Genomic DNA, 14,271 nt, shown 5'->3' on the forward strand with positions numbered 1-14,271 from the left:
TACTACGGCAAGCCGGGCCCCGTCGTCATGCTTCAGGGCTGGCTCGAGTTCCAAGCCATGAAACGCGGCACCAACCTGATGATGCGCCACCGGGAAGACCGAAGCGATGTGTGAATCCGGTAGCGCTTGCGGGAGAGGGGGTAGACCGCCGAAGTAGCCCGCACCTAGCCCGAGGGCACGATCACCATGGTCTTGTCTTTCGGCCAGCGGATCCGCCAGGCGAAGTTGATGTCGCGGACCTCGCCGGGCTTGGCGTCGAACGACCATTCCAGCACGCCGCGCTTGTCGCGGATATCCTTCGCCGTGGGCGGCGTGGTCGCGGGCAGCATCTCGACCACGATGTCCTCGACCTCGCTGACCGGCAGCTGATCCTCGATGGCGACATGAATCGGGAAGTCGTGGCCGTTGCGGACGGTGGTCTTGAAGGCACGCTCGTCGGTCTTCGAGGTCGTGACCAGCAGGCCGGCCGAGCCCTCGTTGCGCTTGAGCACCGCGCGCTCGATCCTGACCTTGTCGTCGGCGCCGAAACCGAGCCGGACGATGTCATCCTTGGCTGAAGCGGAGAGCTTGCCGCGACCGATGAAAACGCCGTCGCGATAGATCGCGACCTTGCCCGGCAGCAGGGTCGCGTCATCGGTCTGCTTGAAGCTGGCTTCGAGGAAGGCCGTGGGATCCTGCACCGGCGCGGCGCGCACCGCCAGATCGGCGGGCACGCTCATCGAAGCGATGCGCAGGCTCTTGGCGCCTTCGGCAGCGCCGAGGCTGACACGGCCGGGGATCTTGAAAGTGGCCTGGAAGCCGCCGATCTCGGCGGTTGCCTGCTGCTCGTCGGCGCGCTCGAGCGCGTCCGCGACCTTGGCCATGGCGGGCGATTGCACCTGGCGGATCACCGGCGCCGCGGATGGCATCCGGTCCTGCATCGCGCCCGCTGCCATCGGCTTCGGCACCTGCGGATATTGCGCAACCAGCGAGCCCAGCTCCGGCGCGCTGCCGCCGCGGGCGATACGGACAGTGGAAACGCCGAGCGCGACGTTCGACCAATCCTCGCCGGTCGACTGCGTCACCTCGGCCCGGCGGACCAGCTCGAGCTGCGGCTTGCGATCCTTGGTTCCGGTGTCGAGCCGGGCATCGTAGAGCGGCAGCCAGCGCGCATTGCGGACGGCATACGTCACGCGCAGCGTCGCCTTTGTCGCGGCTGCCGAAGCGACGTCGATGCGCACCTCGAGCTTGCTCGGCGGCGTGGCCTTGCGTTCGGCTTCGAGCTGGGCGATCTGCCGGTCGATCTCGCGCATCTTGCGCGTCGCGTCACGGACGGCCGTATCGGCCGTCGCGACCTCCTCGGAGACCGCCGCAAAGGCTGCGCGCCATTCCGCGATCGGCCGCGCCTCGCCCTTGTCGCCGAGACCTGCGGGAGAAGCTTCCGCAAAACGCTCCGCGAACTTACGCCGCGCATTGGCGGCATCGATCGCGCCTTGCAGGTCGGCGCGCTGGTCGCTGAGGGCCTCGATGCGCTTGTCCAGCTCGGGCAGATTGACCGGCGCCGCGCGCGGCGGACGCGCGTCGACCGCGCCGATCGTCAGCTTGGCGCCTGCCTCGCCCTCGACACGGATGGACGACGGGTCGAGCGAGAGCGGAAAATCCCTGGCGACCAGCGTGCTGTCGCCGGAGGCAAGGTCGAGCGCGATGACGCGGGTGACGGTGGCGCCATCGGGATAGACGGTGACGGTGTCGATGGCCGATGTGGCATCCACATCGGCGCCCCATGAAGGCGACGCCAGTGCCGCGGTCACCAGGACCAGGCTCGTCGTTGCCAGACATCTTGCGATCGTGCGCATCAAATTGCTCCCTGCCGATATCGCCGCGCCGCCAGCCGGACGCGCGAAAACATGCCACGCCATCGTGGTGAGACGCGGCAGGGAAGGAACCGGTTCGATTCAGGTTTCCGTTGGGCGCCGCTGCGGCAGCACCATGGCCGCGGAACAACAGATTCGTAACAGCGGGCCTCAGACCTGGCCGGGAGAACCCTGGCCGAAGATGCGGCGAAGCAGGTCAGTCACGTTGCGGGCTCCGGCCTTCTTCAGGATGCTGGCGCGATAACCTTCGACCGTGCGTGCGCTGAGATGCATGCGCCGGGCGACTTCCTTGTTGGTGAGGCCGGCGGCGAGATGCGCGAGCACATCGTTTTCACGCGCGGTCAGCGGTTCGCAACCGGGCAGCCAACGCTGCCGGCTCGAATCGGGCTGGGCGGACTCGTCGATCGCGGCATCGATACGGCTAACGATGTCGTGGGTGCGGAACGGCTTCTCGATGAAGTCGGTTGCGCCGCTCTTGATGGCGTCGACCGCCATGGCAATGCTGCCGTTCGTCGACGTGACCAGCACCGGCGCCATGCAGTTTTCCTCGCGCAGGCGCTTGAGCACGTCGAGGGCCGAGCGATCGGGCGGCATCTCCAGCAGCACGCAGGCGGGCATCCGCTCTTTTGCTTCCGACAGCAGCGATGCGCCGTCGGCGAAGCAGATCACGTCATAGGCGCTCTGTTGAAGCGCCGTTGAAAGTTGTTCGCGGGAGGCTGCGTCCGTTTCAATGACGAATACCTCACCCTTGGAAAGCATGTTTCCCGGCATAATCCCGATCCAGCAATGTCTTGGTCAAATGATGCGAGACGGCCGGGGGCCTCATCGCGCCCCGCCGTCCATCAGCACGGCATTCGCGCCGGTGCTTCGCTTTCCCTTATGTATGTTCCACCCTGTTCCAGGATTTGACGGATCGGGACAGAAACTTTACATTTCGGGACATCTGCCGGAATGGCTGACAGGAACAGGTCGCATGACCGACCTCATTCGCAGCGCAGGCTTGAGCTATTACCCGGAGGTCGCCCGGTCGGTTGGGCTCGATCCCAAGCAGATGATGCGCAAGGTCAGGCTGCCGCTGGCCGTTCTCGACGAGCCGGATACACCGATTGCCGTCACAGCGTTGCGTCGTCTGCTCGAGATATCGGCGGAGGCGTCCGGTGCCGAAGATTTCGGCTTGCGGCTCGCCGAGCGCGGCGGCCTCACCAATTTCGGCGCCGTCGGCCTGATCGTGCGCGAGCAGGCGACCGTCGGCGAAGCCATCGAGGCCTTCTCGCGTTTCATCCATGTTCATCATGACGGCATGAAGCTCGAAATCGTCAAGCACGGGCAGACCGTGATCATCACGCTGCATCTGCGCGGGCGGCAACCGACGGCGCCGCGCCAGTCGATCGATATGGCGCTCGGCAGCATCCATCGCATCATCCAATCGCTCTTCGGCAGCGACTGGCGCCCGTTGGAAGTGCGCCTGCACTACCCGCCGCCGCACGATCGCAAGCGCTACCTCGACTTTTTCGGCTGCCGGGTGACGTTCAACGCGGACGATGATTCGATCCTGATGTCGGCACACGACATGGCGCGGCGGATTCCAAGCGCGCATCCCCTGATCGCGCGCTATCTGCGCAAACGGATCGAGGCGATCGAGAACCGGCCGACCAGCTGGGAGGAGAAAGTCGACGAGATCGTGCGCAGCCTGCTCGCGAAGGGCGACTGCACGGTCGAACGCGTCGCCGAGCATCTCGCCTGCAACCGCCGCACCATCCACCGGCGCCTCGCCGACGCCGGCACCAGCTTCTCGGCCATCCTCGATGCGCAGCGCGCGGATCTCGTGATCCAGCTGATTGAGGACCCCGGCCGGCCGCTGGCGGATGTCGCCGTGCAACTCGGCTTCTCTGCCCAAAGCGCCATGGCCCGATGGTTTCGCGGCCGCTTCGGCTGCACCATCACCGAATGGCGCAAAGGCATTCGACCCTCAGCGTGCCGGAGCCGGCACGCCCACAATGGCGAGTGCACGCTTGGGATGGCCGGCAAGCAGCGGGCCGAAAGCGACAGCAAAGCCGAGGAACGCGACGATCCAGCCGCAGGCGGCGAAGTGCAGCAGCAGATCGCCATGCGCCGGCAACAGCACGGCACCGACCCGCGCCAGTGCCGCGACAATGATCGCCGCATAGATCGCTTGCGTCGCCGGTGACGCCGTCAGCGCCTGTCCGGTATGGCCGAGGCTCGCGCGCGTCATGACCGCCAGCGTCATGGTTCCGGCCGCGCCGGTCATCCAGGCATGAATGCCGGCGCTGGGCGGCAACATGCCGAAGCCGGCCAAGGCGTTCAGGAGAAAGCCTGATGGCACGAAGGCATAGCCGATGTGAAGGATCACGAGCAGCCGCTCGCGTGCGGTGCGATCGCCGGCCCAGCGGGCCAGCCGCACCAGGTGCAATGCGCCGACGAGCGCCATCGCAACACCGGTGATCACGTTGAGCGGCGCCGATATCCACGCGATCAGCGCAAGCCCACTCGATCCGATCACCACGCCATCAAACCGCCCGAACGGCACGGGCACGCGACCGGGATTGAACTTGACCAGCCAGTTGCGGGTGAAGCTCGGGATGATGCGGCCGCCGATCAGCGAGATCAGCAGCATGACGACGCCGATCCCGACGCGAATGCTGACATCGGCTGCACCATTGTAGTGAGCCTCGAGATGGAAGGCGACATTGCCTGATAGCAGCACCAGCACGAGCCCCACCACCGGAAAGTTGCGCCAATTGCCGCCAGCGACGATCTCGCGGGCGGCTGCGGCGACGACCAGCACCAGGAAGGCGGCGTCGACGAGAAGCGCGAACGCCCAGCCGATCTCGGCCGACAGCACCACTGCGGCACGTCCGGCCAGCCAGACCACAACCAGCGCAGCCAGCGAAGAACCCTGGATTGGCAGCCTCCCGGTCCAGTTCGGGATCGCCGTGAACAGGAACCCGGTGATGACGGCGGGCAGGAAGCCATAGAGCATCTCGTGCACATGCCAGTCCCGCGGCGCGAATGCTGACGTCACCGACAGCTCGCCGTGGAACATGGGCAGCCAGACCAGGATCGACAGCCCGGCCTGGATCGCAGCGAGCAGGAAGAATGGCCGAAAGCTGTTCGCGAACAGCGGCCAGCCCTGGAAGTGACGGGATCGGGCGCCAGCCATGGGGTAACTCCTGTGAATTCGGGCCTGTCTGGAAAAATACTGCCGCGCCGTCAGTGCGTTTTTGCGCTATCGCAAACTGCCTGATGATTGCAGGTGCCATCACACGCCCTGATGCCAAGGAGGCAGAATGGCCAAGCTCGACATATCGCTGGTTGCGCATCTGCCGCTGTTTTCAGGCATCAAACCTGATGATCTTGACGAAATCCTGCGCGAAGCGCGCTCGGCTCGCTATCCCAGGAACACCGCCATTTTCGAGCAGGGCGCGGACGCCCAGTCCTTTTTCCTGCTGCTGCACGGCCATGTCCGTGCCGCCAAGACCACGCCGACCGGCGAGCAGATCGTGGTGCGCTATGTCGCGCCCGGCGAGACCTTTGGGCTCGCGATGGCGATCGGCGCCACCCATTATCCGGCGACCGCGCTGGCGGTCGACGACAGCGTCGCGCTGATCTGGCCGACCTCGGCCTGGCCGCGGCTGATCGAAAGGTTTCCCGCGCTTGCCGCCAACACGATGCAGACCGTCGGCAAACGGCTGCAGGAGAGCCACACCCGCATCCTGGAAATGTCGACCCAGCAGGTCGAGCAGCGCGTCGCGCATGCGCTGCTGCGGCTCGCCAACCAGTCCGGCAAGAAGCTCGACCACGGGATCGAGATCGACTTCCCGATCAGCCGCCAGGACATTGCGCAGATGACCGGCACCACGCTGCACACCGTCAGCCGGATCCTCAGCGGCTGGGAGAGCCAGGGCCTCGTCGAGAGCGGCCGTCAGCGCATCATCCTGCGCGACCCGCACAGAATCGTGGTGCTGGCCGAGCGGAGCCCGGACGGCAGCACTTCATGACTCCGCGCGTGCCTTGCGCAGACTCCAACTCCCCTCACGCCGGTACGCAATCGCCCAGCGCGGTCAGGAATTTGTCGCGGTCGATACCATGCTCGCGGCAGGCGTCGTCCACCGTGTGGAAGGTCGCAATCGGACAGCCGACACAGGCCATCTTGAAGGCGAGGAACACGCGGATCGTGTGCGGCGCGTCGCGCATGATGTCGTCAACCAAATCGTCAGATCGGAAAGGCATGGACAACTCCATTCCGACATGACGATAGCGGAGGTGGCGGGGGGTTCTTTGTTGAGGCGCAAGCTGCAACGGGATCTCTCCTCCCGTCATTCCGGGGCGCGCCTCTTGGCGCGAACTATGATGCGCAATTGCGCATCTGAGAATCCATCGGGCAACAGACGATGAGGAGAAATGGATTCCGGGCTTGCACTTCGCAGGCCACGAAATCGCTGCGACTGTCCTACACCGCCCGGCTGTGCAGCTTCCTGCCCGGAGCCAGATGCGCGTCGAACGCCGCTGCAACGCTGCGGACCAGGAAACGCGAGTCGTTTGCGATTGCGAGCCGGTCGCCGTCCAGCTTCACCACCCCGTCGGAAATCAGCGGTTTCAGTCGCGACGCCGATTGCAGCATCGCCTCCGGCGCCGCGCCATGGCGCGCGCAGATGTCGCCGAGATCGGCGCCGAACTCGCACATGATGCGCTCGATGATGTCGGCGCGCAGCCGGTCATCGTCGGTAAGCCCGTAGCCCCTCGCGGTCGCGGGGCGGCCGGCCGCGATGCTCTGCTGATAGGCTCCGATCTGGACTTCGTTCTGGACATAGCCCTGCGGCAGATGCCCGATTGCACTGGCGCCGAAGCCGAGCAGGACCTCGCCCTGGTCGGTGGTGTAGCCCTGGAAATTACGCCGCAGCGTCCCCTGCTCGAAGGCCACGGCCATGGCATCGTCGGGACGGGCGAAATGATCGAGGCCGATCTGCACGTAGCCGGCTTCCTTCAGCGCGTTGGCGATGGCGCAAGCCTGGTCGTGACGCGCAAGGCCGTCCGGCAGGTGGCTCTCGTCGATCATGCGCTGGTGCTTCTTGAAGCCTGGCACATGCGCATAGCCGAACACCGAGAAGCGCGCCGGCGCGAGCTCGAGCGAGCGCCGCACCGTATCCATGCAGGAGACAACGCTCTGGTGCGGCAGGCCGTAGATCAGGTCGAAATTGATCCGCTTGATTCCGGCGCGCCGGAGCATGTCCACAACGGAGGCCGTCTGTTCAAAGCTCTGCACACGGTTGATCGCACGCTGCACGACGGGATCGAAGCTCTGCACGCCGAGGCTGGCGCGGTTGACGCCCGAGAGCCGCATGGCCTCCACCATCTCCGATGTCAGCGTGCGCGGGTCGATCTCGACCGCGATCTCGGCCGCGGGCAGCACGAAGAATGCCTGCCGCATGGCCGCCATCAACTCTGCGAACGCCTCCGGCGCCATGATCGTCGGCGTACCGCCGCCGAAATGAATGTGCCCGACCTTGATGCGACGACCGATGGCGTCGGCGACCTCGGAGATTTCGTTGAGGAGGGTCCGCTGATAGGCCGCAACAAGCTCATCTCGGCGGACGATCTGGGTATGGCAGCCGCAATACCAGCACATCTCGCGGCAGAACGGCACGTGCAGGTAAAGGGAGGCGTCGGCGTTCGAGGGAAGCTCGGACAGCCAGCGTGCGTAGGTATCGGCGTTGATACCTGACGAGAAATGCGGTGCGGTCGGATAACTCGTATAGCGCGGCAATCTCTCGTCGCCATAGCTCGCTGCGAGGTCGGTCCTCATATCTTACCCATTCGTCAATTGATGCCGCTTGCAATTGCGGCAAGCCCTGGATGGCACAGGATGACCCGTTTCCCACCCGACGACCTTGCGCTCGCTCAAAGTCCTGGCGCCGGATCTGGGCCATTGTGATAATCATCGCCTCCTCGGGAGATGGGCCATGGCGTCGTTTGCCCTCGATCTCGTTCTCTGGCTCGCCGGTATACGCGGCAATATCCCGCGATTCGAAGACTTCCGTCCCGGCCCCGTCGCACCCGCTGCCGGCGCAAATCGCCTCGTGCAGGTACTGATCGTCGTCGCTGCCGTGATGGCCGCTCTATCGCTCGCGGTCTGGGGCACCGTGTGGATCGCGATCGAGCTTCTCTGATCGACGCGCCCGGCCGCTCACTTCGATAGACCCCTTAGTGGACTTCACCGGAGCTGAATCCGGCAAAAGCTTGTTGCAGCGCAAACACGCTTGCCGCAACAGGCGCACACTGCATTCGTCATCAAACCCTTTCAGATGAAGGATGCTTTACGATGTTCACCCGCAGAGCCGCATTGATCGGCGCCGCCGCGACCGCGCTGATGCTGGCAACCCCCGCCTTCGCCGTCGACGATCTCAAACTGCCGCGGCAGAAGGTGGAGTTGGTCGCCCCGCCCTTCGTGCACGCGCACGAGCAGGCGACCAGGCAGGGCCCCAGGATCATGGAGTTCAAGCTCACCATCGAGGAGAAGAAGGTCGTCATCGACGAGAAGGGCACCACCTTCCAGGCCATGACATTCAACGGCTCGATGCCGGGCCCGCTGATGGTCGTGCATGAGGGCGACTATGTCGAAGTGACGCTGGTCAATCCCGCGACCAACTCGATGCCGCACAACATCGACTTTCACTCCGCGACCGGCGCGCTCGGCGGCGCCGCGCTGACCCTGGTCAATCCCGGCGAGCAGGTGGTGTTGCGCTGGAAGGCCACGCGGACCGGCGTGTTCGTCTATCACTGCGCGCCGGGCGGCCCGATGATCCCCTGGCATGTCGTCTCCGGCATGAACGGCGCCGTGATGGTGCTGCCACGCGACGGACTGAACGACGGCAAGGGCCACGCTCTGAAATACGACAAGGTCTATTATGTCGGCGAGCAGGACATGTACGTGCCGCGGGACGAGAAGGGCAATTTCAAGTCCTACGATTCGCCGGGCGAAGCCTTCACCGACACCGAAGAGGTGATGAAGAAGCTGATCCCCTCCCATGTCGTGTTCAACGGCAAGGTCGGGGCCCTCACAGGCAAGAACGCACTGACCGCCAATGTCGGCGAGAACGTGCTGATCGTGCATTCGCAGGCCAACCGCGACAGCCGTCCGCACCTGATCGGCGGCCATGGCGACTATGTCTGGGAGACCGGTAAGTTCTCAAACCCGCCGGAGACCGGGCTCGAGACCTGGTTCATCCGCGGCGGCTCGGCGGGAGCTGCGATGTACAAGTTCCTGCAGCCCGGCATCTACGCTTATGTCACGCATAATCTGATCGAGGCCGCCGACCTCGGCGCCACCGCGCACTTCAAGGTCGAAGGCAAGTGGAACGACGATCTGATGACCCAGGTGAAGGCGCCTGCGGACATACCGGCTCCCAATACCAATTAGAGGCGACAAGGGGCCGGCCATCGCCGGCCCCTCTTTCTCTTGGAAACATCACCATGCTGATCGCATTCAAATTGAAACTGGCACTTGCCTGCGTCGCCGGATTTGCCGGGCCGCTGGCCGTTGCGCCGCTGGTCTCCGAAATAGCCGCCCCCGCAACGCAAGGCGAGCCCGCGATCGTCGACATCCCAGGCGGCAGCTTCGCCTATCGCGAGGCCGGCGACTTCACGCGCGGCGGGAAGCAGGCCGAAGCAGCGCTACGCACATTGCAGTTCACGCGACCGCTTCACATCATGCGCGATCAGGTCTCCTCCGCCGACTATCAGCTTTGCGTGCGGGACGGTGCCTGCCACCCGTTCGATCGCAGCGTGACGATCGCGCCCGATCTGCCAGCGGTGCAGGTCAGCTGGCACGATGCACAGGCCTATGCGGATTGGCTGTCGCGCAAGACCGGCCATCACTACCGCCTGCCGAGCGATGCGGAATGGGCGTTCGCGGCGGGCTCCCGGTTCAGGGATGACGGCGCGCCGGTCGACGCGAACGATCCGGCGAAGCGCTGGATCAGCCGTTACGAGCGCGAATCCGAGCGCGATCTCTCCGACACAACGGCCTATCCGTTCGGCAAGTTCGGCCTGAACGAGCGCGGCGTGTCCGATCTCGCCGGCAATGTCTGGGAGTGGACATCGACCTGCTTCGTGCGCTCGCGCGTCGATGCGTCAGGCAACGCCGGCCGCCCGACGGTGAATTGCGGCGTGCGCGTCGCCGAGGGCGCGCACCGCGCCTATGTCACCGACTTCATCCGCGACGCCCGCGCCGGTGGCTGCGCGCAAGGCGTGCCGCCCGCCAATCTCGGCTTCCGCCTGGTGCGCGAGGAGCAGTCGTGGGTCGCGACTGTGTCGGCCAGATGGAGCGAGGTTTGGGCGGCACGGTCGTAGCCTGAAATTGGAAAAGCCGCGGCCCCCGCCTCATGCTCCGTCATTGCGAGCGCAGCGAAGCAATCCAGACTCCTTCCTCAGAAAGATTCTGGATTGCTTCGTCGCAAGAGCTCCTCGCAACGTGGAGGCAGCGCGACCATGCCTCCCCCGTGTCGTCCTGGAGAAGGCCAGGACCCATAACCACCGAATACAATTTGGCGATGACTGGCCGTCCGGGACCATCACTGACCACGATCGATAGACCTCGCGGTATGGCTCCTGGCCTTCGCCAGGACGACACCTGGGATTGGGAAGCGCTCTCCTGCCTCACCACCGACAATCGCCGCCATCTTGGTGGCTCCGTTCGTCAAACAAAAATGGCCGGGACAAAGCCCGGCCATTTTCAGGATCACAGCTGCGATCTCAGGTATTCGTCAGCGCGACGCGGAATTCGGCTTCGGTCTTTTGCTTGACCTCGTCGAGCGTGACGCCGTCGGCGAGCTCGATCAGGGCCATGCCGCCGTCGCCATGCTTGTCGATGGTGAAGACGGCAAGATCGGTCACGACCATGTCGACCACGCGCTCGCCGGTCAGCGGCAGATTGCACTTCTTCAGCAGCTTGGCGCCGTCCTTGGCGGAATGCTCCATCACCACGACGACGCGCTTGACGCCGGCGACGAGGTCCATGGCGCCGCCCATGCCCTTGACCATCTTGCCGGGGATCATCCAGTTGGCGAGATCGCCGTTCTGGGCCACCTGCATGGCGCCGAGGATCGACAGATCCATATGGCCGCCGCGGATCATGCCGAAGGAATCCGCGCTGGAGAAATACGAGGTCGAGGGCAGCTCGCTCACGGTCTGCTTGCCCGCGTTGATGAGATCGGCGTCCTCTTCGCCCTCATACGGGAACGGGCCCATACCGAGCATGCCGTTCTCGCTCTGCAGGCTGACGTCGACGCCGTCGGGGATGTAGTTCGAGACCAGCGTCGGGATGCCGATGCCGAGATTGACGTAGTAGCCGTCACGCAATTCCTTCGCGGCGCGCGCAGCCATCTGTTCACGGGTCCAGGCCATTTTGTTCTCCTGATTTCAGGCGGCGGTGCGCGGGCGGGTGTTGCGGAATTCGATGCGCTTCTTGGCTGTGCCGACCTCGACGATGCGCTTCACGAAGATACCGGGCGTGTGAATGTGATCGGGATTGAGCTCGCCGGCGGGAACCAGATGCTCGACCTCGGCCACCGTGATCCTGGCGGCAGTCGCCATCATCGGGTTAAAGTTGCGCGCGGTCTTGCGGTAGATCAGGTTGCCGGCGGTGTCGCCCTTCCAGGCGTGCACGATGGCGAGGTCGGCGAACAGGCCGCGCTCCATCAGATATTTCTCGCCGTCGAATTCCTTCACTTCCTTGCCTTCGGCGATCAGCGTGCCGACGCCGGTCTTGGTGTAGAAGGCCGGGATGCCGGCGCCGCCGGCGCGGATGCGCTCGGCCAGCGTGCCCTGCGGGTTGAATTCGAGCTCCAGCTCGCCGGCGAGGAATTGCTGGGCGAACAGCTTGTTCTCGCCGACATAGGACGAGATCATCTTCTTGATCTGGCGGGTTTCCAGCAGGCGCGAGAGCCCGATACCATCGACGCCGGCGTTGTTCGACACCACGGTCAGACCCTTGACGCCGGAGTCGCGGATCGCATCCGACAGCGTCTCGGCGATGCCGCAGAGCCCGAAGCCGCCGGACATGATCATCATGTTGTCCTTGAGAACGCCCTCAAGCGCCGACTTGGCGTCGGGATAGACCTTGTTCATGCAAAAACCCTCGAAGCTTGGCCTTAGCGCCGCGCCTTATTGGCGGCGATTATTAGGCGAATTCCTCCAAAGCCGTCAATGATACGGGGGTTCTCCGTTCCAGGGACCGGTGGTAGAAGCTGCCCACGCCGTGGGCAGATCTGGCCGCGGCCTTGAAAGCGACAAGAAAACCCATCAAGTTGCGGGGGTTGGGCGTGGGGGCGCGCAGGTTTCCCGCCCCGCCCTTTTGGCTCCAGCGACCAACCCGATCAGGACATGCCATTGACCATGGCCCAAGGAATGAAGCGCCTCGGGACGCCGATCGCGGCGTTGCTCGGCGTCGCACTGATCGCCCTGATCGCGACCTCCTGGCTCATCAACCGCGACGCGCTGCGCACGGCGGTGGAAGCGCAGATCCGCGACGTCACCGGGCTCGAGCTCAGCGTGGCAGGCAACATCGACATTTCGGTGCTGCCGGCAAGCTATATCTCCTTCCATGACGTCGGCCTGAAAGGCGGCGGCACGGCCGACCCGGCGCTGCATGTCGACGTGCTCACCGCCAATCTCCGGCTCCTGCCGCTGCTGCTGCAACGGTTCGAGATCGCCGACCTGACGCTGCTGCGGCCGCACATCCATGTCAGCCTGAAGCCGGATGGCGACAGCAACTGGACCCCCTTCATCCAGACGATCGCGCGGACGATGAAGCCCGGCGCCGACAACCAGGTCTCGTTCTCCGAGATCAGGATCCAGGACGGCGTGCTCAACTACGAGGACGTCGCCACGCAAGCCACCGAGAAGCTGGAGGACATCGACCTGTCGCTGGCCTGGCCATCGATTGCGCGGTCCTTCGCCGCGACCGGGCAATTCGACTGGCGCGGCGAGCGTGTCGATGGCTCGATCAGCTTTGCCGATTTCGTCGCGGCGCTCTCCGGCGACCGCTCCGGCCTGAAGGCGCGGATCGCCAGCGCGCCGCTCAAGCTCGCCTTTGACGGCACCGTCGCCAACCGCACCAGTCCGATGATGGAAGGCACGCTCACCATCGACAGCCCGTCCTTGCGCAACGCGCTGCGCTGGACCGGTCAGCCGCAACCCGGCAGCGGCGGCTTCGGCCGGTTCGCGCTGAAGGCCCGCGCCAATGTCGTCGGAGCCTCGATCGCGCTGACCAACGTCAATGTCGAGCTCGACGGCAACGCCGCCGAAGGCGTGATGACCTACGCCAATAACGGCCGGCAGACGCTGCAGGCGACGCTCGCCGCCGACGCGCTCGACTTCACGCCCTATATCTCCACCTTCCGCCTGCTCGCGAGCGGCGCGCGCGACTGGAACAGGCAGCTGTTCGACCTCAATGGGCTTTCGAGCACCGACCTCGACATGCGCCTGTCGGCAGCTAGGCTGACCGTCGGCCCCACAAAACTCGGCCGGACTGCGATCGGCGCAAATTTGCGCAACGGCACGCTGGCGCTTTCGGTCGGCGAGGCGCAGGTCTATGGCGGCATCGCCAAGGGCTCGTTCGGCATCTCGCGCTCCGACGCCGTCGCCGAGATCAAGGCGCAATTCCAGTTCACCGACGTCGACCTCCAGGCCTGCGCGACCGAACTGTTCGGCCTCAACAAGCTGTCCGGCCGCGGCAACATCAACGTGTCCCTGCTCGCCTCCGGCTCGAGCCCGTTTGGCCTGGTCCAGTCGCTCGACGGCACCGCCACCGTGACCGGGCATGACGGCGCGATCTCGGGCTTCAATGCCGAGCAGCTCTTGAAGCGGCTGGAGCGCCGGCCGCTGTCGGGCGGCGGCAATTTCCGCAACGGCTCGACGCCCTACGACAACCTCACCATCGCGGTGAAATTCGCCGACGGGATCGCCACCGCCGAGGACATTCGCATCGAAGGGCCTGCGGCCAAGATCACGCTGACCGGGACCGCCTCGGTGCCGACACGCGAATATGACATGAAGGGTGTGGCGAGCCTCAACACAACGTCAGGCTTTCAATTGCCCTTCATGGTGCAGGGCCCGTGGGACGATCCGCTGATCTTCCCCGATCCCGAGGCCCTGATCCGCCAGTCGCCTGCGGCGTCTCCCTTCCTCGACCTCTTGAAGCAGCGCATCACCGGCGGCAAGCGCCAGGCACCGGAGGGATCGCCGACGGCGGAGAACGCCAAAGAGGGTGCGAAATCCAATTGAGGACAGTGATCGCCGGTCATTCGAATTGATCGGGGCGAATTGATGCGGTGATTGGATCGATGCACGCGTTAAGCATCTCCGGGCGCCCGATACACCTCGACCTAGGTCTGACAAC

General features: G+C 64.9%; 12 protein-coding genes and 1 pseudogene. 6 read left to right on the forward strand and 7 right to left on the reverse strand.

The annotated features are described in order from the left end of the window. Positions 1-164 precede the first annotated feature (164 nt). Together JQ621_RS27050 and JQ621_RS27055 are read right to left on the reverse strand one after the other, a co-directional pair. Positions 165-1,835 carry a mucoidy inhibitor MuiA family protein gene (locus tag JQ621_RS27050; protein WP_212238889.1) on the reverse strand — a complete coding sequence of 557 codons (1,671 nt, stop codon included), beginning with the start codon at positions 1,833-1,835 and terminating at the stop codon, positions 165-167. A 168-nt stretch (positions 1,836-2,003) separates the two neighbouring features. After that, the gene (locus tag JQ621_RS27055) at positions 2,004-2,624 is read right to left on the reverse strand and encodes a response regulator transcription factor (RefSeq protein WP_212238891.1); all 621 of its coding nucleotides are present in this window, start codon (positions 2,622-2,624) and stop codon (positions 2,004-2,006) included. Positions 2,625-2,826: 202 nt separating this feature from the next. Here JQ621_RS27055 and JQ621_RS27060 point away from each other — a divergent pair. After that, a pseudogene (locus tag JQ621_RS27060) lies at positions 2,827-3,828 on the forward strand (AraC family transcriptional regulator); the annotation flags it as partial. Here JQ621_RS27060 and JQ621_RS27065 read toward each other — a convergent pair. Further along, positions 3,823-5,034, reverse strand: coding sequence for an NnrS family protein (locus JQ621_RS27065; RefSeq protein ID WP_212238899.1), 1,212 nt, complete (start codon positions 5,032-5,034; stop codon positions 3,823-3,825). The pseudogene JQ621_RS27060 and the gene JQ621_RS27065 overlap by 6 nt on opposite strands. Positions 5,035-5,161: 127 nt before the next feature. Between JQ621_RS27065 and JQ621_RS27070 the strand changes: the two genes are divergently transcribed. Beyond that, complete coding sequence (locus JQ621_RS27070; protein WP_212238902.1) at positions 5,162-5,872, forward strand: Crp/Fnr family transcriptional regulator; 711 nt, start codon at positions 5,162-5,164, stop codon at positions 5,870-5,872. Between the two features lie 34 nt (positions 5,873-5,906). On the opposite strand, the gene JQ621_RS27075 is transcribed toward JQ621_RS27070, so the two are convergent. Both JQ621_RS27075 and hemN read right to left on the reverse strand, forming a co-directional pair. Beyond that, positions 5,907-6,104 (reverse strand): DUF1858 domain-containing protein, encoded by a 198-nt coding sequence (locus tag JQ621_RS27075; protein ID WP_212238904.1) that lies wholly within the window; start codon positions 6,102-6,104, stop codon positions 5,907-5,909. A 220-nt stretch (positions 6,105-6,324) separates the two neighbouring features. Beyond that, a complete protein-coding gene (gene hemN / locus JQ621_RS27080; protein ID WP_212238907.1) occupies positions 6,325-7,677 on the reverse strand; it encodes an oxygen-independent coproporphyrinogen III oxidase in 1,353 nt (450 codons plus the stop codon). Positions 7,678-7,834: 157 nt separating this feature from the next. On the opposite strand from hemN, the gene JQ621_RS27085 reads away from it, so the two are divergent. From JQ621_RS27085 to JQ621_RS27095, 3 genes are all read left to right on the forward strand, one after another. Next, positions 7,835-8,041: a hypothetical protein gene (locus tag JQ621_RS27085; RefSeq protein WP_212238910.1), complete on the forward strand. Its 207-nt coding sequence runs from the start codon at positions 7,835-7,837 to the stop codon at positions 8,039-8,041. 152 nt (positions 8,042-8,193) lie between these two features. Further along, positions 8,194-9,291 carry a copper-containing nitrite reductase gene (nirK, locus tag JQ621_RS27090; RefSeq protein WP_212238913.1) on the forward strand — a complete coding sequence of 366 codons (1,098 nt, stop codon included), beginning with the start codon at positions 8,194-8,196 and terminating at the stop codon, positions 9,289-9,291. 53 nt (positions 9,292-9,344) lie between these two features. After that, positions 9,345-10,223, forward strand: coding sequence for an SUMF1/EgtB/PvdO family nonheme iron enzyme (locus JQ621_RS27095; protein WP_212238939.1), 879 nt, complete (start codon positions 9,345-9,347; stop codon positions 10,221-10,223). A 402-nt stretch (positions 10,224-10,625) separates the two neighbouring features. Here the strand turns inward: JQ621_RS27095 and JQ621_RS27100 are convergent, their stop codons facing one another. Beyond that, positions 10,626-11,276 (reverse strand): CoA transferase subunit B, encoded by a 651-nt coding sequence (locus JQ621_RS27100; RefSeq protein ID WP_212238942.1) that lies wholly within the window; start codon positions 11,274-11,276, stop codon positions 10,626-10,628. A gap of 15 nt (positions 11,277-11,291) precedes the next feature. Further along, complete coding sequence (locus JQ621_RS27105) at positions 11,292-11,999, reverse strand: CoA transferase subunit A (RefSeq protein ID WP_212238945.1); 708 nt, start codon at positions 11,997-11,999, stop codon at positions 11,292-11,294. Between the two features lie 267 nt (positions 12,000-12,266). Between JQ621_RS27105 and JQ621_RS27110 the strand changes: the two genes are divergently transcribed. Further along, positions 12,267-14,156 carry an AsmA family protein gene (locus JQ621_RS27110; RefSeq protein WP_212239239.1) on the forward strand — a complete coding sequence of 630 codons (1,890 nt, stop codon included), beginning with the start codon at positions 12,267-12,269 and terminating at the stop codon, positions 14,154-14,156. The last annotated feature ends 115 nt before the right edge of the window (positions 14,157-14,271 follow it).

Origin of the sequence: Bradyrhizobium manausense (genome assembly GCF_018129685.1) — a bacterium.
Taxonomy (GTDB): Bacteria; Pseudomonadota; Alphaproteobacteria; order Rhizobiales; family Xanthobacteraceae; genus Bradyrhizobium; species Bradyrhizobium manausense_D.

Excerpts from the sequence above, each read along its gene's own strand:
- JQ621_RS27070 (WP_212238902.1), top strand. The coding sequence starts at position 5,162 with ATGGCCAAGCTCGACATATCGCTGGTTGCGCATCTGCCGCTGTTTTCA.
- hemN (WP_212238907.1), bottom strand. The coding sequence starts at position 7,677 with ATGAGGACCGACCTCGCAGCGAGCTATGGCGACGAGAGATTGCCGCGC.
- JQ621_RS27105 (WP_212238945.1), bottom strand. The coding sequence starts at position 11,999 with ATGAACAAGGTCTATCCCGACGCCAAGTCGGCGCTTGAGGGCGTTCTC.
- JQ621_RS27065 (WP_212238899.1), bottom strand. The coding sequence starts at position 5,034 with ATGGCTGGCGCCCGATCCCGTCACTTCCAGGGCTGGCCGCTGTTCGCG.
- nirK (WP_212238913.1), top strand. The coding sequence starts at position 8,194 with ATGTTCACCCGCAGAGCCGCATTGATCGGCGCCGCCGCGACCGCGCTG.
- JQ621_RS27100 (WP_212238942.1), bottom strand. The coding sequence starts at position 11,276 with ATGGCCTGGACCCGTGAACAGATGGCTGCGCGCGCCGCGAAGGAATTG.
- JQ621_RS27085 (WP_212238910.1), top strand. The coding sequence starts at position 7,835 with ATGGCGTCGTTTGCCCTCGATCTCGTTCTCTGGCTCGCCGGTATACGC.
- JQ621_RS27110 (WP_212239239.1), top strand. The coding sequence starts at position 12,267 with ATGGCCCAAGGAATGAAGCGCCTCGGGACGCCGATCGCGGCGTTGCTC.
- JQ621_RS27095 (WP_212238939.1), top strand. The coding sequence starts at position 9,345 with ATGCTGATCGCATTCAAATTGAAACTGGCACTTGCCTGCGTCGCCGGA.
- JQ621_RS27050 (WP_212238889.1), bottom strand. The coding sequence starts at position 1,835 with ATGCGCACGATCGCAAGATGTCTGGCAACGACGAGCCTGGTCCTGGTG.
- JQ621_RS27055 (WP_212238891.1), bottom strand. The coding sequence starts at position 2,624 with ATGCCGGGAAACATGCTTTCCAAGGGTGAGGTATTCGTCATTGAAACG.
- JQ621_RS27075 (WP_212238904.1), bottom strand. The coding sequence starts at position 6,104 with ATGCCTTTCCGATCTGACGATTTGGTTGACGACATCATGCGCGACGCG.